This window comes from Streptomyces alboniger, assembly GCF_008704395.1.
GTDB lineage: Bacteria > Actinomycetota > Actinomycetes > Streptomycetales > Streptomycetaceae > Streptomyces > Streptomyces alboniger.
Genome location: NZ_CP023695.1, coordinates 4832732 through 4851139, shown reverse-complemented (window position 1 = coordinate 4851139; position 18408 = coordinate 4832732). Strand labels below are relative to the sequence as shown.

17 protein-coding genes are annotated in these 18408 nt (G+C 73.2%); 6 read left to right on the top strand and 11 right to left on the bottom strand.

Annotated elements, in window-relative coordinates; translation table 11 throughout:
• Positions 1 to 61 precede the first annotated feature (61 nt).
• Positions 62 to 1642, bottom strand: a complete 1581-nt coding sequence (locus CP975_RS21775; RefSeq protein WP_150477251.1) for an acyl-CoA mutase large subunit family protein — start codon at positions 1640 to 1642, stop codon at positions 62 to 64.
• A 90-nt stretch (positions 1643 to 1732) separates the two neighbouring features.
• Here CP975_RS21775 and CP975_RS21770 point away from each other — a divergent pair, with 90 nt between their 5' ends.
• The gene (locus tag CP975_RS21770) at positions 1733 to 2593 is read left to right on the top strand and encodes a L,D-transpeptidase family protein (RefSeq protein WP_150477250.1); all 861 of its coding nucleotides are present in this window, start codon (positions 1733 to 1735) and stop codon (positions 2591 to 2593) included.
• A 246-nt stretch (positions 2594 to 2839) separates the two neighbouring features.
• Here CP975_RS21770 and CP975_RS21765 read toward each other — a convergent pair whose 3' ends face one another.
• The 3 genes from CP975_RS21765 to CP975_RS21755 all read right to left on the bottom strand — a co-directional run bounded on the left by CP975_RS21765 (position 2840) and on the right by CP975_RS21755 (position 6042).
• Positions 2840 to 3928, bottom strand: coding sequence for a hypothetical protein (locus CP975_RS21765; RefSeq protein WP_150477249.1), 1089 nt, complete (start codon positions 3926 to 3928; stop codon positions 2840 to 2842).
• Positions 3928 to 4593 (bottom strand): RNA polymerase sigma factor, encoded by a 666-nt coding sequence (locus CP975_RS21760; RefSeq protein WP_055536062.1) that lies wholly within the window; start codon positions 4591 to 4593, stop codon positions 3928 to 3930. Before CP975_RS21760 ends, CP975_RS21765 begins: the two co-directional genes overlap by 1 nt.
• Positions 4594 to 4860: 267 nt before the next feature.
• Complete coding sequence (locus CP975_RS21755; RefSeq protein WP_246201587.1) at positions 4861 to 6042, bottom strand: FAD-dependent oxidoreductase; 1182 nt, start codon at positions 6040 to 6042, stop codon at positions 4861 to 4863.
• A gap of 127 nt (positions 6043 to 6169) precedes the next feature.
• Here CP975_RS21755 and CP975_RS21750 point away from each other — a divergent pair, with 127 nt between their 5' ends.
• Positions 6170 to 7105 (top strand): LysR family transcriptional regulator, encoded by a 936-nt coding sequence (locus CP975_RS21750; RefSeq protein ID WP_055536064.1) that lies wholly within the window; start codon positions 6170 to 6172, stop codon positions 7103 to 7105.
• Positions 7106 to 7108: 3 nt separating this feature from the next.
• Here the strand turns inward: CP975_RS21750 and CP975_RS21745 are convergent, their stop codons facing one another.
• From CP975_RS21745 to CP975_RS21735, 3 genes are all read right to left on the bottom strand, one after another.
• On the bottom strand, positions 7109 to 7804 hold the full coding sequence (locus CP975_RS21745; RefSeq protein WP_150477248.1) for a hypothetical protein: 696 nt from the start codon (positions 7802 to 7804) through the stop codon (positions 7109 to 7111).
• Positions 7801 to 8427: an RNA polymerase sigma factor gene (locus tag CP975_RS21740; RefSeq protein WP_150477247.1), complete on the bottom strand. Its 627-nt coding sequence runs from the start codon at positions 8425 to 8427 to the stop codon at positions 7801 to 7803. The genes CP975_RS21745 and CP975_RS21740 overlap by 4 nt, the downstream gene beginning before the upstream one ends.
• Before the next feature lie 179 nt (positions 8428 to 8606).
• Complete coding sequence (locus tag CP975_RS21735) at positions 8607 to 9575, bottom strand: hypothetical protein (protein ID WP_150477246.1); 969 nt, start codon at positions 9573 to 9575, stop codon at positions 8607 to 8609.
• A 204-nt stretch (positions 9576 to 9779) separates the two neighbouring features.
• On the opposite strand from CP975_RS21735, the gene CP975_RS21730 reads away from it, so the two are divergent.
• Positions 9780 to 12530, top strand: a complete 2751-nt coding sequence (locus CP975_RS21730) for an FG-GAP-like repeat-containing protein (RefSeq protein ID WP_425474268.1) — start codon at positions 9780 to 9782, stop codon at positions 12528 to 12530.
• A gap of 78 nt (positions 12531 to 12608) precedes the next feature.
• On the opposite strand, the gene CP975_RS21725 is transcribed toward CP975_RS21730, so the two are convergent.
• The 4 genes from CP975_RS21725 to CP975_RS21710 all read right to left on the bottom strand — a co-directional run bounded on the left by CP975_RS21725 (position 12609) and on the right by CP975_RS21710 (position 16452).
• Positions 12609 to 13175 carry a hypothetical protein gene (locus CP975_RS21725; protein ID WP_055533509.1) on the bottom strand — a complete coding sequence of 189 codons (567 nt, stop codon included), beginning with the start codon at positions 13173 to 13175 and terminating at the stop codon, positions 12609 to 12611.
• A 72-nt stretch (positions 13176 to 13247) separates the two neighbouring features.
• Entirely contained in the window at positions 13248 to 13754 is a 507-nt protein-coding gene (locus CP975_RS21720) for a hypothetical protein (RefSeq protein ID WP_055533511.1), read from the bottom strand.
• Positions 13755 to 13878: 124 nt separating this feature from the next.
• Positions 13879 to 14721, bottom strand: coding sequence for a DUF4328 domain-containing protein (locus CP975_RS21715; RefSeq protein ID WP_246201586.1), 843 nt, complete (start codon positions 14719 to 14721; stop codon positions 13879 to 13881).
• A gap of 114 nt (positions 14722 to 14835) precedes the next feature.
• Positions 14836 to 16452 carry a beta-N-acetylhexosaminidase gene (locus CP975_RS21710; RefSeq protein WP_055533515.1) on the bottom strand — a complete coding sequence of 539 codons (1617 nt, stop codon included), beginning with the start codon at positions 16450 to 16452 and terminating at the stop codon, positions 14836 to 14838.
• Positions 16453 to 16728: 276 nt separating this feature from the next.
• Here CP975_RS21710 and CP975_RS21705 point away from each other — a divergent pair, with 276 nt between their 5' ends.
• From CP975_RS21705 to CP975_RS21695, 3 genes are all read left to right on the top strand, one after another.
• On the top strand, positions 16729 to 17373 hold the full coding sequence (locus tag CP975_RS21705) for a 2-oxo-4-hydroxy-4-carboxy-5-ureidoimidazoline decarboxylase (protein ID WP_150477244.1): 645 nt from the start codon (positions 16729 to 16731) through the stop codon (positions 17371 to 17373).
• 147 nt (positions 17374 to 17520) lie between these two features.
• Complete coding sequence (gene sdhC / locus CP975_RS21700; RefSeq protein WP_078593859.1) at positions 17521 to 17901, top strand: succinate dehydrogenase, cytochrome b556 subunit; 381 nt, start codon at positions 17521 to 17523, stop codon at positions 17899 to 17901.
• A gap of 8 nt (positions 17902 to 17909) precedes the next feature.
• A complete protein-coding gene (locus CP975_RS21695; RefSeq protein ID WP_055532208.1) occupies positions 17910 to 18404 on the top strand; it encodes a succinate dehydrogenase hydrophobic membrane anchor subunit in 495 nt (164 codons plus the stop codon).
• The last annotated feature ends 4 nt before the right edge of the window (positions 18405 to 18408 follow it).

Here is an 18408-nt window from a genome sequence, read left to right as displayed (position 1 = left end):
CCCGGCCGGCCCGGGTGGCCGGGCGGGCCGGGCCCCCCGGTCGACGTGTCCTGTACAGGGGTCAGAACGCGTCGACCGGGACGTACGCGCCCCACACCTCCCGCAGCGCCCCGCACACCTCGCCCACCGTCGCCCGCGCCCGCAGGGCGTCCTTCATCGGGTAGAGGACGTTCGCGTCACCCTTCGCCGCCTCCTTCAGGGCCGCGAGGGCCGTGTCCACCGCCCGCTGGTCGCGGTCCGCGCGCAGGCGGGCGAGGCGGGCGGCCTGCCCGGCCTCGATGGCCGGGTCCACGCGCAGCGGCTCGTACGGCTCCTCCTCGTCGAGCCGGAAACGGTTGACGCCGACGACGACCCGCTCGCCGCTGTCCGTCTCCCGCGCGATGCGGTAGGCGTTGCGTTCGATCTCGCCCTTCTGGAAGCCCCGCTCGATGGCGTGCACCGCCCCGCCCAGGTCCTCGACGCGCTCCATCAGCCGGAGCGCCGCCGCCTCCACGTCGTCCGTCATGCTCTCCACGACGTACGACCCGGCGAAGGGGTCCACGGTCGCGGTCACGTCCGTCTCGTACGCGAGGACCTGCTGGGTGCGCAGCGCCAGCCGGGCCGACTTGTCGGTGGGGAGCGCGATCGCCTCGTCGAAGGAGTTGGTGTGCAGCGACTGGGTGCCGCCGAGGACCGCGCCGAGGCCCTGGACGGCGACCCTGACCAGGTTCACCTCGGGCTGCTGGGCGGTGAGCTGGACGCCCGCCGTCTGCGTGTGGAAGCGCAGCATCAGCGACTTCGGGTTCCGCGCACCGAACTCCTCCCGCATGACGCGAGCCCAAATGCGCCTGGCGGCACGGAACTTGGCGACCTCCTCCAGGATCGTCGTACGCGCCACGAAGAAGAAGGACAGGCGCGGCGCGAAGTCGTCCACGTCCATGCCCGCCGCGACCGCCGTACGGACGTACTCGATGCCGTCGGCGAGGGTGAAGGCGATCTCCTGCGCGGGCGAGGCTCCCGCCTCCGCCATGTGGTAGCCGGAGATCGAAATGGTGTTCCACCGCGGGATCTCGGCCTTGCAGTACTGGAAGATGTCCGCGATCAGGCGCAGGGAGGGCTGGGGCGGGAAGATGTACGTGCCGCGCGCGATGTACTCCTTCAGCACGTCGTTCTGGATCGTCCCGGTGAGGCGGCTCGCGTCGATTCCCTGTTCCTCGGCTACCAGTTGGTACATGAGGAGCAGCAGTGCGGCGGGTGAGTTGATCGTCATCGACGTCGAGACCTTGTCCAGCGGGATGCCGTCGAACAGCACCCGCATGTCCTCGACGGAGTCGATCGCGACCCCGACCTTGCCGACCTCGCCGTGCGCGAGGGGCGCGTCGGAGTCGTGGCCCATCTGGGTCGGCAGGTCGAAGGCGACCGACAGGCCGGTCGTGCCGTGCTCGATCAGCTGCCGGTAGCGGGCGTTGGACTCCGCGGCGGTGCCGAAGCCCGCGTACTGGCGCATCGTCCAGGGGCGGCCGGTGTACATCGTCGGGTAGACACCGCGCGTGTACGGGTACGCGCCGGGGGCGCCGAGCTTCTGCGCGGGGTCCCAGCCCTCCAGGGCCTCGGGGCCGTACACGGGCTCGATGGGCAGTCCTGACTCCGACTCGTGTGTCATGGCACCAGCTTGCGCCCACCCGCGGGACGCGTCACGCGCGGCAAACCGGGAAACACTTCCAGAAGTGATGTCCAGGGGCATGGGGGCGTGATGGGCAGGGGTGTGACGGGCAGGAGTGTGACGGGCAGGGGCGCGCTGTCGGTGGGTGCCGTGACGGTGCTCGCGCTGGTCGCGGGGTGCAAGGCGGTGGCGGTCGACACGGATGGCGGGCGGCCGGTTGAGGAGGGGCCGAGGGGCGGGACGGCGGGCGGAACGGCGGACGGGGACGGAAAGCCCAGCGCCTCCGCCGCGCCGGCCGCGCCCGGCGCGGCGCCCGTGCCCAGGACCCTCATGCGGGAGGGCGAGCGCGGCGGGCAGGTGCGGGAGCTCCAGGCCAGGCTCCGGCAGATCGCCTGGTTCTTCGAGTACCCCTCGGGGACGTACGGCGCGTCCACGGTCAGCGCGGTCGAGGGGTTCCAGGCCAAGCGCGGCCTGCCCCGCACCGGCAGGACGGACACCGTCACCTGGCAGCGGCTGCTGGCCATGACGCGCGAGCCGACGCGGTACGAGCTGTACGCGGGCGGCGGGATGCCGCCGGCCGCGCCGGACAAGCGGTGCCTGACCGGGCGGGTCCTGTGCCTCGCCAAGAGCAGCCGGACGCTCACGTGGATGGTCGACGGCAAGGCCGTATCGACGATGGACGTGCGCTTCGGCTCGCAGTACACGCCGACGCGCGAGGGCACCTTCCGCGTGTACTGGAAGTCCCGGCACCACGTCTCGACGCTCTACGACACCCCCATGCCGTACGCGATGTTCTTCAGCGGCGGCCAGGCGGTGCACTACTCGGCGGACTTCGCGGCAAGGGGGTACGCAGGCGGGTCGCACGGCTGTGTGAACGTACGGGACGAGAAGAAGATCGCGAGTCTCTTCGCCCAGGTACGGAAGGGCGACCGGGTCGTCATCTACAAGTGAGGGCCCCGGACCCAGGTCCCAGGGCCCCGCGATAAAGCGGCGTGGGCGGGATCGGGGGAACGTATCCCGCCCACGCCGAGGGCACGGAGCCGAAGGTACGGGGGGAACCCCCGGCTCGTGCGTGGGCCGATGACCAGTCGGCTCATTTCTTACTGCGTCGCGGCTTCAAAAAACGTCACACCTCGCGGCGGAATCTTTTCGGAACCCTAGGGCGTGGCCGCGCAGGCGGGACTTTGCGGGCAGGCCCTAGTGGTGGGGCAGTGTCGGCAGGGCGCTGTACGAACCCGTCGGGGTCGGGCCGGGGAGGCCGGGGGGCGGGACGGGGGCGCCGCCGGTGTCGCCGCCCGAGCCGTTCTCGCCACCGCCGTCGCCGTCGCCGTGGTGGTCACCACCACCGGAGCCGCCGCCATTGCCGTGGCCGCTGCCGTTGCCCTGGCCGCCGCCGCCCGTGCCGCCGAGGACCCGGCCGCAGAACTCCTCCACCCGGGCCGAACCCCTGGCGGCCTCTTCGAGGTGGCGCCGCTTGGCGCCCTGGAGATCGCCGCTGCGGTAGGCGCGGCAGGCGGTCAGCACCGTGCGGTACCAGTCCTTGCCGTCCGTGCGCGGCAGCGTCGCGTCGGGGCCGGGCCGCCGCGTGACCCCGTCGGAGTGGCCGCCGTCGGCCTCCGCCTCGGGGGGCGTACGGGACTCCGGCTCACGGGTGGGTCCGTCGTCGGGCGGCGTGGTGTCGTCAGGCACCAGGTTCTCGGAGGGCTCCTCCGTCCGGCCCGACGGGGAGGTCCGCGGCTCCTCGGGGGTGGCGACGGACGACGCGGACGCGACCGGGCCCGGCTCGCCGTGTCCGCCGTGTCCGCCGAACGGCGAGGGCAGCACCCCCGACGACGCGGCAACGGCGACGCCGCCGATCATGCAGCCCGCGAGCGCCGCGGCGAGTCCGAAGCGCACCGGCTTGCCCCAACGGCTCGGCCGGGGCCGGTCGGCGGCACGGCTCAGGCGTACGGTTTCGGCCGCGGCGGCCTCATGGGCGGACGTCGCGTACGCGGCCGAGCGGTGGCCGCCCCGCGCGGCGCCGGCCCGTACGGACTCCTCCCGTGCCGACTCCGCCCGTGCGGCGCGGAACGCGGCCAGCGCGGCGGCCTCGCCCGGGAGTTCCCCCGCGGCGGCACCGGCTTCGCCGGGCGCCGTCGGCCCGTCCGTGGCGGCCAGCGCGCCGAGCGCCTGGGCGAGCCGGTCGGCCTGCGCGCGTGCGTGAGGGTCGACGCCTTCGAGGGGCTCCCCGCGCAGCAGACGCTCCGCCGTGTCGCGGTCCAGCCACTTGTCCTGCTCGTCGGCCATCACATGTCCTTCTGCGTCCGCGTACGCGATTGCGTCACACCGGCGGACGTCACCGCGCGGCCGCGCGGCTCTCTCTGAGGGGGCACCGCGCCGAGTGCTTGCGCGGGGTCCGCGGGGTCCGCGCCGAGCAGCTCGGCGAGCCGCTTCAGGCCGCGGTGCGCCGCCGTGCGGACGGCTCCCGGACGCTTGCCGAGGGTCTGCGCCGCGCTCTTGGCGTCCAGGCCCACGACGACTCTGAGGACCACGGCCTCGGCCTGGTCCTGCGGGAGCTTCGCTATCAGCGCCAGGGCGTCGCCGGTGGCCAGGGACTCCATCGCCTCGCCCGCGGTGTCCGCGTCGGCGGGCCTGCCGGTCAGCTCGGTCTCGTCGCCGCCTATCGCCGGGCGGCGGCCCCGCATGCGTATGTGATCCAGGGCGCGGTTGCGCGCGATGCGCGCGGCCCAGCCCCGGAAGCGGTCCGCGTCGCCACTGAACCGGTCCAGGTCGCGCGCTATCTGGAGCCAGGCCTCGGAGGCGACGTCCTCCGCGTCCGCGTCGGCGACCAGCGTGCGTACGTATCCCAACAGCCGCGGGTGCACAGCGCGGTACACAGTCCGGAACGCGCTCTCGTCCCCGTCCTGTGCCGCAAGCACCGCGGCGGTCAGCTCCGCGTCGTCCCCCAGCACTCTCTCAATCCTGCCACTCGGAGATCTGCGCCCGGCCCCGGCGCGAACCAGCACGCTACGGCCTTGTCAGGCCCTACGTCCATGTTTGTACAACGTGCAACTAGCGGGTGACAGAACGCGGTGTGACAGAAAACGCACGCGCGGCGCTGAAGGGAGTACGGACCGCACGCCGGTTCGTACCGTGTGCCGGCCGGGGCCTCTCCTGTGGGGGGTGGCGGCCCCGGTCGTGCCGCGGGTCGGAGGTCGTGCCGCGGGTCGGACCGGTGGTCACGGGAGTTCCTTCAGCACCTCCAGGGTGCGGCCCATCAGCCCGGGTACGTCCGCGTCGCGTGCCCCGTCGAGCTGCCAGCGGCCGATCTGCACGGAGGCGTCGACGACCATCCGCACGCGCGGCATGCGACGGTCGCGGTAGGCGGTGAGCGTGCTCTCCAGGGAGGCGCCCCAGGCGTCGTCCGGGCTGAGCAGTTCGGCGAGAACGGACGCGTCCTCCAGTGACATGGCCGCGCCCTGGGCGAGGGTGGGCGGGCAGCCGTGGGCGGCGTCGCCGACGAGCACGACCCGGCCGCGGTGCCAGGCGCCTTCCACCAGATGCCGGTCGAACCAGGTGTAGTTGACCTGCGCCGGGTCGGTGAGGGACGCCCGGATCTCGTTCCAGAAGCCGCCGTAGCCCTCGGCGAGGTGCCGCATCCGCGCGGCGTACGACGCCGGGTCGATGGAGGCCCGGTCGCGGTTCCGTTCGACGAGGAAGGCGTAGACGGTGGTGTCGCTGGTGGGGCAGAACCCGGCGATGTAGGCGGGGCCGCCGTAGGCGAGATGGGCGCGGGTGACACCGGCCGGCCGGGGCGCGGGGGCCCGCCAGATCGCCATGCCGGTCGGGACCGGCCCGTCGGTGACACCGATGAGACCGCGCGTGCGGGAGTTCAGCCCGTCGGCGGCCACCACCAGGTCGTACCGGCTCGACGTGCCGTCCGTGAAGGAGACGTCGACACCCGTGGCGTCCTGCGTCAACGTCTCGATGGTGCAGCCGAGCCGGACCCGGGTGCCCGAGGCCCGTACGGCGCGCATGAGGATCCCCTGGAGCGCGGGACGCCGCATGCCGACCATCGCCGGGAGGTCGTCGCCGCCGGTGCGCGCGTCCTTCTTCGTGAAGAGCTCGGTGCCGTCGGGGGCGACGACGGTGACGCCGTCGCCGCTGAAGCCCTGGGCGCTCACCTGCTCCCAGACGCCGATCTCGCGCAGGACGCGCAGGGCGTTGCCCTGAAGGGTGATGCCGGAGCCTGTCGTGGCGTTCCAGTCGGCCTTGGCCTCGACGAGGTCGACGGCGACACCGGCGCCCCTGAGCAGGACGGCCAACGCGCTCCCGGAGGTGCCACCGCCGACGACCAGGACGGTACGGGCATGGGTACGGGCGCGGGTGCGAGTGCCGTTCACGCCTGCTGCGGGTTCCACGAAGATGTCCTCCCGATCGCGAGAGGTCTAATCTGGCCCGGGCCCAACCGATAAGGGAAATAGATTCGTTGGATGCCTTTCATCCATACCGTGAATGACGCGCGGTCATCGCGCCTGGGGACGCACCATGAACCTGGCCAGCCTGGACCTGAACCTCGTCACCGCTCTGCAAGCCCTCCTGGAGGAGCGCAACGTCACGCGCGCCGGGCTGCGCGTCGGGCTCAGCCAGCCCGCCATGAGCGCCGCCCTGGCCCGGCTGCGCCGCCACTTCGACGACGACCTGCTCTCCCGCGTGGGCAGCCGGTACGAACTGACCGCCCTGGGCCAGGTCCTCCTGGACCGCAGCGCCACCGCCTGCGATGTGCTGGAGCGCGTCTTCACCAGCCAGGCCGACTTCGACCCGGCCCTGGAAGCCCACACGTTCACCCTCGTCGCCTCCGACTACGCGGTGGCCGTCTTCGGCGCCGAACTGGCCCGCACGGTCCACGCCGAGGCTCCGGGCATCCGTCTGCGCTTCCGGCAGCCGCCCGCGGACGTCACCGAGAACACCGGGACGCTGCTGAGCACGGTCGACGGGGTCCTCCTGCCGCACGGCGTCATCCGCGGCTTTCCCTCGGTCGACCTGTACCGCGACCGCTGGGTCGTCCTCGTCTCCGCCGACCATCCCGACGTGGGCGAACGCCTCACGCTCGACGACCTGCGCCGCTTGCCGTGGGTCACCTACCAGCGCACGTACGACGCGCCCGCGGTCCGCCAGCTCGGCATGCTGGGCATCGAAGCCAGGACGGAGGTGTCCGTGGACGGCTTCCTCGCGCTGCCCTCGCTCGTCGCCGGAACCCGCCGCGTCGCCCTCATCCAGGAACGGCTCGCCGACCGGCTGCGCGGTGTGGCTCCCGTACGCGTCATGGAGTGCCCCTACGAAGCCGTACCCGTGCAAGAGGCCCTGTGGTGGCACCCCGCGCACACGCACGACGCGGCCCACATCTGGCTCCGGGAGACGGCCCAGCGGGTCGCGGCGACCGCGTTCCCGCCAGCGGCTCGCCCTCGTCCACGCCCCGAGTGACGTTCAGCGGCGCTTTTCGTCGTGCTTGGTCTTGCCGTTGGCCTTGCCGTTGGGGTGCGGCTTCTCGGACTTGGGAGGCTTCTCCTGCTTTCCCTTTCCCTTCCCCTTTTCCTTTCCTTTTCCCTGGTCCGGCTTGCTCTTGTCCGGCTTGCTCTCGTCCGGCTTGCTCTTGCTCCTGGGTGGCTCGCTCTTGTCCTTCGACTTGGACTTGGAGTCGGACGTGGACCTGGGCTCGGGTGTGGGGTCGGGGTCGGGGGTCGCGGATGTCTTCGAGGGCGGCGGCGCCGTGCGTTCCGGGCCCGTGGAGGGCGGAGGCGGCGGGGTCTTCGGGGACGACACCGCGGGGCGGGGGCGTTCCCTCGGGGGCGGGTCGTCGGTCACCGTGCCCGCCGCCGCCAGCGCCACTCCGCCGAGGAGGCCTCCGGCCAGCACCACTCCCCCGGTGGCCCGCAGCGTGAACCAGGCGCGGCGGGGCTCCCGGGGACGCCAGTCGTCGCGGCGCCGGGTGCGCGCCCGGTGCGCGTCCGCGTCGCGCGCCGCGCGGAACGCCGCGACCGCCGCACGTTCCCCCTCCGTGTCCACGGCGGTGTCCGCGCCGGGCAGCAGGGCCGCGGCGAGCAGTTCGTGGAGGGAGGGGCGGGAGGGGCGGGAAGGGCGGTCCTGCGTGTCCTCAGGGCCCAAGGGCTCGTCTGCGTTCATCTCGACTCCCCCAGCGTGCCGGGCCCGTGATCCGTCACACCGTCGAGTCCCAGCCGCTCGCCCAGTTTCTTCAGTCCCCGGTGCGCGGCCGTCCGCACCGCCCCGGGGCGCTTGCCGAGGACCCGCGCCGCAGCCGGGCCGTCGAGGCCGACGACCACCCGCAGCAGCACCGCCTCGGCCTGGTCGCGCGGCAGGGTCGCGACCAGCGCGAGCACCCGCTCGGTCGAGACCGCCTCCAGGGCCGCCGCCGACGTGCTGTGCGGGCCGGGCAGTTCGAGCAGGTCCTGTTCCAGCGTGGTGGGGCGCGGCCTCGCCTTCTGGCGGCGCAGGTGGTCGAAGGCCCGGTGCCGCGCGATCGTCGCCGTCCAGCCGCGGAAGCCCGCCCCGTCCCCGCGGAACCGCCCGAGGTCCCTGGCGATCTCCAGCCAGGCCTCGGCCGCGACGTCCTCCGCGGCCTCGCCGTCCGTACCGACCAGGCCGCGCAGATATCCGACGAGTCCCGGCTGGACGATCCGGTACGCGACCGCGAAGGCCGCCTCGTCGCCTTCCTGGGCCGCCGCGACGGCTCTGCCCAGCTCCTCGTCGCGCGCCCTTGCGCGACGCGGCTCCCCACCCTGGCCCAACGCTCTCCCATCCGGCCGAACGCGGCACGCCCACCGTGCCCATGCCCCCACGGTCACCAGCGTCGCCGGGCGCGGAAATGTCACAGTGCGAGAGCGTACGGCTACGTCTCCTGGCGCCGAACGGCGCCCCGGGCGGCTCCGCACGCCCAAAGCCCGTGCCGGAATCCCGGCACGGGTTCTCAGACCTCGAAGAGCCCGCCGCCCGGACTTCCCGGCCCCCCCGGGCCGATCCGCGAGATGTCGACCGTCAGGCCCGGGGCCGGGGCCACCGCGGCGACCGGCTCGCCGTAGTCGGACATACGCAGTTTCATGGTCTGTTCGCCACCGGAGCCGCCGACTCCGCCCCGTAGCGTTCCGCCGCTCCTCGTGACCTCGACGCCCAGGATGTACGGCTCGCCGGAGGCTGCCACGTACACCGTCGTCTCCTCGCCGTCGTCCTTCTCTACGAGCGGGGTGACGTCCTTGCCGTACCGCCGGGTGACGGGAAGGGCCTTGATGACCTCGTCCGGCTCCGGGGTGCCGACCTTCTCGGTGAACTCGTCGAGGTCGCACTGCCCCACCGGCGCCCCGGGCCCGCCGGTGCCGGTGCCGGAACCGGACCTCGCCGGGAGCTTCAGGTACTTTCCGCGCGCCAGCGCCGTCCGCTCGCGCACGCGGGCCGCCGTCTCGGGGCCACGCAGGGCCCCCCTCTCCACGATCGCGTCGAGCGAGGCATCGGTGAACCGTACGTACGTCGCACCGCCCGCGATCATGATCAGGTCGCCCCGCCGCTCCGGTCCCGCGTCGAAGGTGCCCGTGCAGTTGCTGCGGCGGTCCATGTGCAGCGAGGCCTTCTGACGGCCTTTCGGGGTCACCATGTCGATGCCGATGCGTACCGTGTCGGCCGACCTGAGCAGTTCCATGCCCTCCGAGGCGAGCTTCCTGGCGCGCACTTCGTCGGCGGACGCGGGCTCCGCGCCGCCGTCCGTCGTGGAGCCCGCGCCGTCCACCGTGGATGCCCCGCGGTCCACCTCCTCGAACGTGCCACCGGCGTACGTCACCGAGCCGTCCGAGCCGCAGGACGCGAGCGTGCCCACCGCGGCTCCCATCGCGAGGGAGAGCGCCGTCGCCCGTATCCACCGCCTGCGCGCCCCCATCCGGCCGTTCACGCGACGTGCCACCTGTTTCCCCACCCGAGTCCCCACCCGTTGCGTCACTCACAACTGTCACATGGCCCAGCGCGCGCACCGGCTCCCGCGTCACACCTGGGGCGTGCGGCAAACATCACGTGCTCGATTTCCCTTGCCGGTACAACCCTTTGCGCCCCGTATGGGTCCTACGGACTCGCTGGTTCACCTGAAATTCGCTAAGGAGTGGGGCACTTGAGCCCGCACAAACCGCGTGAAAAGGCGCGTTCCACGCATGCGTACCGACCGCTGAGTCTCAAGCGCAGGGCGTGGCTGACGATCGGTGCCGTCGTGCTGGGAGGTGCGGGCGCCGTCACCTACGCGACGGCCGGCCCGAACTCCGGGGACGGGCCCGCCGATCCACGCGCCAAGCGGCCGGCGAGCGTGCACGACCTCGCACTCAAGGGCGACGGCGCCGCGAAGCGGGAGCTGCCGCGCACCTCGACCGAACAGTTCTCCCTGCTCGGCGTCGTGTGGAGCGGCGCCACCGAGGAGCTGAAGGGCAGCGCGCAGGTCCGTACGCGCGCCCTCGGGTCCGGGAAGTGGAGCGCCTGGCGCGCGCTGGACCTGGCGCCACGCCGTCCGGAGAAGGCGGAGGCGGGCACGCGGGCCGCCTCCGAGCCGCTGTGGGTCGGCCCCTCGGACGGCGTCGAGGTCCGCGTCGTCGCGGCCGACGGATCGGCGAGTGGCGTACTGCCCAAGGGACTTGAGGTCAGCCTCGTGGACCCGGGGGTGACGGCCAAGGAGGCCGCGAACCCCTCGCTCGACGGCGGCCCGAACGCTAATGCGGGGGCTGGCACAGGCGCCGGCACGGGCGGTACGGCGTTGGCTCCCGCCGCACACGTACGCGCCCCCGCCGCACACGTACACGCTCACGCACGCTCTCTCGCGCGCGCCGACGGCGAGCCGCCCGCGCAGACATCCACGCAGACGCCCGCCCAGACACCCCCGGACGCCACCCCGGCCAGGCCGACGCCCCCGCCCTCCACCGTCACCCGGCCGCCCATCATCGGCCGCGCGGCCTGGGGCGCCGACGAGTCGCTGGTCAAGGAATCGCCGCGGTACCTCGACAAGGTCAGGGCGGTCTTCGTCCACCAGGCAGCCGACACGAACGACTACAGCTGCGCCCAGTCCCCCGCCCTGATCCGCGGCCTGCTGGCCTACCAGGTGAGGACCGAGGGCCGCGGCGACCTCGGCTACAACTTCCTCGTGGACAAGTGCGGCCGTGTCTTCGAGGGCCGCGGCGGCGGCGTCGACGTACCCGTGCGCGGCGCGCACACCTCCGGGTTCGACGGCGACTCGGCGGGGATCGCGGTCCTCGGCGACTTCGAGGGCGACCCGGCGACGGGCAGGCCCGCGGGCAGGCCCTCCCGCGCCGCCCTGGAGGCGGTGGCGCGCGTGGCGGCCTGGAAGCTCGGCCAATACGGCGCGGGCCCGACCGGCAAGGTCACGCTGACCGCCTCCGACGACACGGGCGTGTGGAAGAAGGGCGAGCAGGCCTCGCTGCACACGGTCTCCGGTCACCGCGACGCCGTCGCGGCCGCGGGCCCCGGCAAGAACCTCTACGCCGAGCTGGGCGAGATCCGCCGCTACGCGAGCGGCCCGGGTGTGAACTCCGCCGCCCCGACCGGTGACTTCAACGGCGACGGCATCACCGACCTGGTCGTGGGCACCCCGAAGGCGTCGGGCGGCCGCGGCCGCCTGACGGTCGTGCCCGGCGGTCTCGACGGGCCGGTGGCCGGGGCGAAGATCTCCCTGACGCAGACCAGCACCGGCGTCCCCGGCGTCTCCGAGCCCGGTGACGAGTGGGCGGCCGCCACCGCGTGGGGCGACCTGAACGCCGACGGCCACGCGGACCTCGTCATCGGTGCGCCGGGCGAGGACGACGGCTCGGGCCACACGGACCGCGGCGCGGTCACCATGCTGTACGGCCCGTCCTTCACGTCCGGCACGGACATGCAGCTCTCGGACGACTTCAACTACGCCAGGGCGAGGTTCGGTTCGGCGGTGGCGTCCGGCGACTTCAACGCCGACGGCAGGGCGGACGTCTTCGCGGCGGCGACCGGCACGGGCGGCTCGTGGGCCGCGCGGCTCGACGCGGACCGTGAGTCGGGCGGCAGCCTCACCCCGGGCGACACGGCCATAGCGGACGCGGACGCCACGTCGGGCGACTTCAACCGCGACGGGTACGCGGACGTCGCCCTCACCTACCGCGACCAGGCGGGCAAGGCCAAGGTCGCCTGGTTCAGGGGCGGCCGCTCGGGCCTGAGCCGGGCCGGGGTCCTCTCCGTCCCCGGCGGCCACTCGGTCGCGGCGGGCGACGTCGACGGCAACGGCTACGACGACCTGGTCATCGGCCAGCCGTACACCGTCGAGTCGGGCGCGCACGCGGGCGGCCAGGTGACGGTGGTCCCCGGCACGTCGACGGGCTTCACCACGACCGGCATGAGGACGGTCCACCAGGCGACGAACGGTGTCATCGGCGCGGCCGAGGCGGGCGACGCGATGGGCTGGTCGGTCGCGGCGGGCGACTACAACGCCGACGGTTACGCCGACGTCCTCACGGGCGCTCCCGGCGAGGACATCACCCGCTCCGGCACCAGCCGCAAGGACGCCGGGACGTCCCTGCTCCTGAAGGGCTCCGCGGCCGGCCTCACCGGCACGGGCGCGAAGGCCTTCTCGCAGGACGAGCCCGACGTGCCCGGCTCCACGGAGACCGGCGACCGCCTCGGCTCCTCGGTGACCCTGGCCGACCTGTCCGGCTCCGGCCGCGCGGACCTGGCCATCGGCGTGGAGGGCGAGGACGCGGGCGACGGCACGATCCTCCAGCTGGACAGCGGCGGTTCGGACGTGCCGGGGGCCAGTGGCGTCTACTACGGGCGTACGACGCTGGGGACCCCGGCGGGCGCCCGCCTCGGTCAGACGCTGACGCCGTAACGCCCACGCGGCGCCGCTCCACGGACCCCCGGGGAGCGGCGCCTCACGTGTCGTCGACCCTTCTCTTGTCAGTGCCTGTCAGTGCCGCCCGCGCGCCCGCCGCGACACCACCGCCCGCAGCACCCTGCGGCCCTCCAGGGACACGTCCAGGGCCTGGCGCAGCCCGCCGGCGCCGGTGTCGTGGGCGGAGAGCAGCTCCAGGATGCGGATCTGGCGGCGGAGTTCGGCCGCGACCAGGGGGGACATGCCGTCCGTGCGGCCCTCGCGGCGCGCGGCCACCGGGCGGGCGGAGCCCCACGGCGCCGCGTCCAGGAGGCGGTGGACCTGGAGGGCCGCGACGGAGCAGCCGTCGGCCCACTCCCGCACCGCGGGGCCCGAGTGCGCCGCGGGCACGGCGTCGAGCATGCGGCGGGCAAGGCCGGCGGCCTCGTCCGAGGCTCCGGGGGCGTCCGGCGCCGGCCCGAGCGCCGACCGGGCCTCGGCCAGCGGCCCGCCCCAGTCGCCGCCCTCCGCGAGCCGCGCCCACAGGGGCCGCAGCAGGTCGTCGTCGCCGCCGAGCACCGGCACACAGCGGTCGAGGCAGGCCAATCCGCTGGCCGCGAGGCCCCGCTCGTCGGCCTGTGCGATCAGCTCCACCAGGCTCATGCTGTACGTCTCCCGTCACGGACCCTGCGCTTCACCCATACTGCGTGCGCTGCCCCGGGAACGTCACTGCCGTCACTGCGGCACGACGCCGAGCCGGTCCAGGAAACGGAAGAAGAGCTCCTCCGCGGAGGGCTCGGCCTCGGCTCTCAGGACGTCGAGGAGCGGCGCCGTCCGCACCGTCCTGTCCGACTCGGCGGCCCAGGCGACCGCGCGTTCGGCGGCATCGCGCGGCTCCAGGAAGTAGTCCTCCACGGTCAGCCCGCCGTCGCCGAGGTACGCGGCCATCGCGCGCCGCGCCAGGCACGTCGTCCACGCCCCGCTCTCGGGCGCCGCCGCCTCGATGACCACGCAGTCGCTGTCCATCACGTATCCGAAGAGGGCGGGCGCGCCCGTCTCCAGGGCCAGCGTGTTCATGTTCCCCACGTCCCGCGCGCCCTCGCCGCCCGGCACCTCCCACACCTGCCAGCCGTCGGCCCGCCGGTCGAGGAGGGCGAGGTCGTCCCGCACGCCCGCGACCGCCGGGAACTCCGCGAGCGGCCGCTCGCTCCTCCCGACGACGTAATAGCCCCAGTAACCCATCGCGCGTCCCCCCGCTGTGCTCCGTACGACGTTCAGGCCGTTCTGCCCGTTCCGGCGGCAGTTCTCCCCACTCCTGGCCGAATACACCACAGAGTCGGGCGAGTTCGCCACAGGAAGAGCGAAATCACGCGGTGGTGACGGGCCCCGGCACCGGCGGCGCAAGGGGCGGGCCGGATCGGGCCCTGAGGTCCTGCATGCGCGTGATCCGGAGCACGACGACGATGGCGAGGACGGCGGCCGCGATGTCGAGGCCGTCCGAGAACATCATGTTGCCGACGGCCGACTTGACCTCCTCGGCCTCCTCGGCCTTCCAGTACGACTGGGTCGCCCAGCGCCCGGCGAAGAGGTTCGCTATCCACAGCGTCCACCAGGCGTTGATGAGGGTGTGCGGGCCGCGGTCCGTCACCGGGCCGAAGGGCGTCATGTGTTCCGGCGCCGCCGGGCGGAGGGAGCTGGCGTCCCAGATGTCGACGGCGATCCGCCGCGGGAACCAGAAGTTCACCACCGGCACGAACCAGCCACCGACCGTCCAGCCGCGCTTCATCCGGTGGATGTGCGGCTCGAACACCTCGGCGTTCACCCGCACCCGGTGGAACCAGAGGAGGAAGCCGACACACCCGGCGAGCAGCGTGATCAACTGCGCGCCCCCGGTGGTCCCGTAGATCTTGTCGGCGTTCTCCGCCCTCCGCTCCATGTCCGCCCCGAACTCCCCCGCGACCAGGTCGCCCATCACGTCGAGCATCACCGTGCCCGCCCACAGCGAGTACAGGTCGGCGGCGATGACGAGGCCGAGCACCACGACGGCCGCACGGCCGAGTGCCACCGGCGAGCGCAGCCAGGCGGGCTTCCCGCCCACCATGGCGGCACCGGACGGGCCCGGCTGGGGCGCCGGCGGGGGCGGCGGCACGGCGGCGGACGCCTGGACGCAGACGCCGCACAGCCCCTCCGGCGTCGAGGCGGTATTCAACTGACAAGACGTGCACAGCATCGCTGAGCGACCCCCCACGGGTTCACGGACATACACGGGTTCACGGACATACGAGGATCCACCCGCGTCCCTCCCCCAGGGGCCGACCGGTGGCTACCGGACGGTATCAGCGAGTTTCACGAAATCTTCCCACGTCAGGGCGGGCTTCCCCGGGTCCCACAGCTTCTGGGCGGTGGCCGCGAGCGGCATGCGGATGCCCTGGGCGACCTGCTCCTGCGTCTGCGACCCGGCGAGGTCGCACCACACGGCGAACGACCCGCCGAGGATCTGGTCGTCGTACTTCTCGCTCACCGGCCGGCTGCCGCGGATCACCAGCGGGGTCCAGCTCTCGTAGATCCGCTGCCCGGTCGGATAGCGGAAGTCGTTGGGCTGGCCGAGGACGTAATAGAGGTACTCGTCGTTGTAGTTGACCAGCTCGCGCCCGTCCTCCAGATACTCCACGGGGTCGCGGGCGCCGATCTCCTTGCCCGTCCAGTACGCCACCTCGATGTCGTCGGCGGCCCGGAGCCGACCGCCGCGGAAGAACCCGTCGTTCCACGCCTTCAGCTTCTTCTCGTACGGGCGCACGGTGGCGGCCCGGTCGTTGAGCCAGCCCGTCGCCAGGTCCTGCACCCGGCCGCCCGGCCCGTACCGCTCGCGGGCCGCGGCGGCGAGGCGCGGGTAGGACGCCTCGGGGTTCTTGACCATGAGGGCGCGGTATTCGTCGGCGCCGAGGTGCCAGTAGCGGCCCGGGAAGAGTTCCGCGTACTCCTTCAGGAGGTCGTCGACGATCCTCGCGGCCTCCGGTCTGGAGATGTCGACGGCGCCGGGGGCGGCCACGCCCCGGGCGTCGCGGAGCTGGAGCGAGGGGTGCGCCCTGATGACCGCGCCGAGGTGGCCCGGGGAGTCGATCTCCGGCACGACGGTGATGTGGCGGCTCGCCGCCAGCTTCAGGATGCGGCGGACCTGGTCCTTGGTGAGGTGGTCGGACGAGACGATCTCGGGGTGCGAGGCGGACGCGATGCGGAAGGCCTGGTCGTCGGAGAAGTGCAGGCCGAGCTGGTTGAACTTCAGGTCGCCCAGCTCGCGGATCCGGTCCTCGATCCACGCGGCGTCGAAGTGCTTGCGGGCGATGTCGAGCATGAAACCGCGCTGCGGCTTGGCCGGCCGGTCCCGCACGACGCCCTCGGGGGCCGTCCCGTCCCCCTTCACCTCCTGCTTGAGCGTGCGGGTCCCGTAGAAGACACCGGCTTCGGCGGGGGCGGTTATGCGGACCCGGCGGTCCTTGACGGAGAGGGTGTACGACTCGGGGCCCTGGCCCTCGCCGTCCGTGAGGGCCAGCTCCACGTCCCCCCGGCCGGGGTCGTCCTCGCCGGCGTACTCCAGCCTCAGCTCGCCCGCGAGGAGGCGGCCCTCGTCGGCGAGGTCCCGGTCGCGGACGACCACGCGGGCCTTCCCCTCGGCGGGGCGCCAGCCGGGGCCGCGGGCGGCGGTGTGCTCCCGCACGGCGGGTATGGCCGCCGGCGCCCTCGACAGGGGGTGGCTCTCGCTGGGCGTCGGCGCCCGCGTCGGTGCCCGCGACTGAGCCTGGCTCTGTTCGCGCGTCCGGGTCTCCGAGGGGCGCGGTTCTGCGGGAGTCCGGCCGTCCCCGCCCGGCCACAGGGCTACGCTCGCCACGACGGCCCCCGCGACGACGACGCCCCCCGCGGCGGCGAGGGGCCCGCGCTTCATCGCGGCCTCCTCGACGGCCGCCGATCCGCACCAGAAGTCACAGCCATACAGCCACGCTACGACGCGCCGTCGCGGGCCACCCGTTCACATCGCGAGGCGAAACTCCCCCATCCAGGTGAAATTCGCTCATCCTTCGGACGTTTCCCCCGCACTCTCGCTACCGTTACGAGCCACCCCACACGCGCACGCACCTCCCGCACTACCCGCACCACCCGTACGCCCCGCACGACCCTCCCCCCACCGTCCGTCTAGCCGCCCCCTGCCCAGGAGCGCCCGCTGTCCCCGCACCGTTCCCCCCGACTCCCCGGCGCCGCCCACGCCGCCGGCCCCGTCGCCACGCCGGAACAGCTGAACTCCGCCACGCCACGCGAGGCCGAGACCGCGCTCCTCACCTGCTGCGGAAGCCGCCGCTGGGCCCGCCGCGTCGCCGCCCACCGGCCCTACCCCGACCTCGACGCGCTGCTCGCCGCCTGCGACGAAGCCGCGTACGACCTCTCCCCCGGCGACCTCGCCGAAGCCCTGGCCCGCGAGCCCCTGGACCCGCCGGGCACCCACCACGGGGCGCCCCGGGCCACGTACGTCGCCGCCCACACCGCCCTGCGCGCCGCACACGCCGCGTACGAGAGCCGTTTCGGTCACACGTTCGTGGTCTGCCTCGACGGTGTCGCCCCGGACGAGGCCCTGGACCACCGACTCACCGCCCTCCGGTCACGCCTCGGCAACGATCCGGAGGAGGAACGCGCCGTCGCCGCCGAGGAACTGCGCCGCCTCGCCCGGGGCCGCCTGACCCGCCTCACCCTGCGCCCCGCACGGGCCACCGCCGGTAACCCCGGCGGAAACACCGCCCAAACCGCCACGGAAGCCGCCACTCAGGCCGTCGCGGGACACTCTCGCCCCGATAGCCCGTACGTGCCTGTTTGACTGCCTGTTTGATCACACCTGCGGACCCGGCGCAGGGACACCGACAAGTCGTCGATACGATGACGGGCGGCCGGTGGACCGTACCCGGCCGGGCTCGTCCGACACCGAAGCCGGCCGGCCCCAACCCCCGCTCCCGGAGGAACTTCCGTGCCGGCTGGAACGCTGTACCGCGGCCGGGAAGGAATGTGGTCCTGGGTGGCTCATCGAGTCACCGGCGTCCTCATCTTCTTCTTCCTGTTCGTGCATGTGCTGGACACCGCTCTCGTCCGCGTCTCCCCGGAGGCGTACGACGACGTCGTCAGCACCTACAAGACGCCCCTCGTCGCACTCCTCGAGTACGGCCTGGTCGCCGCCATCCTCTTCCACGCGCTCAACGGCCTGCGCGTCATCGCCGTCGACTTCTGGTCGAAGGGCCCCCGCTACCAGAAGCAGATGCTCTGGACCGTCGTCGGCATCTGGATCGTCCTGATGGTCGGGGCGCTCTACCCCGTGCTCGGCCACGCCGTCCGCGAAGTCTTCGGGAGCTGACGCCAGACATGTCTGCTGACACCACGCTCGATAAGTCCGGCACGTCCGGCGTGGGCCCCGTCGAGGGCGCCTCGCTCTACGACGTGGACCACCCGGCCCCCGTCATCGAGGCGCCGCGCAAGCGCACCTCCAAGACCCCGCGCTCGACCCGCGGCAACTTCGAGATGGCCGCATGGCTCTTCATGCGCCTGTCCGGTGTCGTCCTGGTCGTCCTCGTCCTCGGCCACCTGCTGATCCAGCTGGTGCTCGACGGCGGCGTCTCGAAGATCGGCTTCGCGTTCGTCGCGGGCCGCTGGGCCTCGCCGTTCTGGCAGGTCTGGGACCTGCTGATGCTGTGGCTCGCGATGCTGCACGGCGCCAACGGCCTGCGCACGGTCATCAACGACTACGCCGAGCGCCCGAACACGCGTCTGTGGCTCAAGGGCCTGCTGTACACCGCCACGGTGTTCACCATCCTTCTGGGCACGCTGGTGATCTTCACCTTCGACCCGAACATCCGCTAAAGCC

Excerpts from the sequence above, each read along its gene's own strand:
- CP975_RS21775 (WP_150477251.1), bottom strand. The coding sequence starts at position 1,642 with ATGACACACGAGTCGGAGTCAGGACTGCCCATCGAGCCCGTGTACGGC.
- CP975_RS21770 (WP_150477250.1), top strand. The coding sequence starts at position 1,733 with ATGGGCAGGGGTGTGACGGGCAGGAGTGTGACGGGCAGGGGCGCGCTG.
- CP975_RS21765 (WP_150477249.1), bottom strand. The coding sequence starts at position 3,928 with ATGGCCGACGAGCAGGACAAGTGGCTGGACCGCGACACGGCGGAGCGT.
- CP975_RS21750 (WP_055536064.1), top strand. The coding sequence starts at position 6,170 with ATGAACCTGGCCAGCCTGGACCTGAACCTCGTCACCGCTCTGCAAGCC.
- CP975_RS21745 (WP_150477248.1), bottom strand. The coding sequence starts at position 7,804 with ATGAACGCAGACGAGCCCTTGGGCCCTGAGGACACGCAGGACCGCCCT.
- CP975_RS21725 (WP_055533509.1), bottom strand. The coding sequence starts at position 13,175 with ATGAGCCTGGTGGAGCTGATCGCACAGGCCGACGAGCGGGGCCTCGCG.
- CP975_RS21720 (WP_055533511.1), bottom strand. The coding sequence starts at position 13,754 with ATGGGTTACTGGGGCTATTACGTCGTCGGGAGGAGCGAGCGGCCGCTC.
- CP975_RS21710 (WP_055533515.1), bottom strand. The coding sequence starts at position 16,452 with ATGAAGCGCGGGCCCCTCGCCGCCGCGGGGGGCGTCGTCGTCGCGGGG.
- CP975_RS21695 (WP_055532208.1), top strand. The coding sequence starts at position 17,910 with ATGTCTGCTGACACCACGCTCGATAAGTCCGGCACGTCCGGCGTGGGC.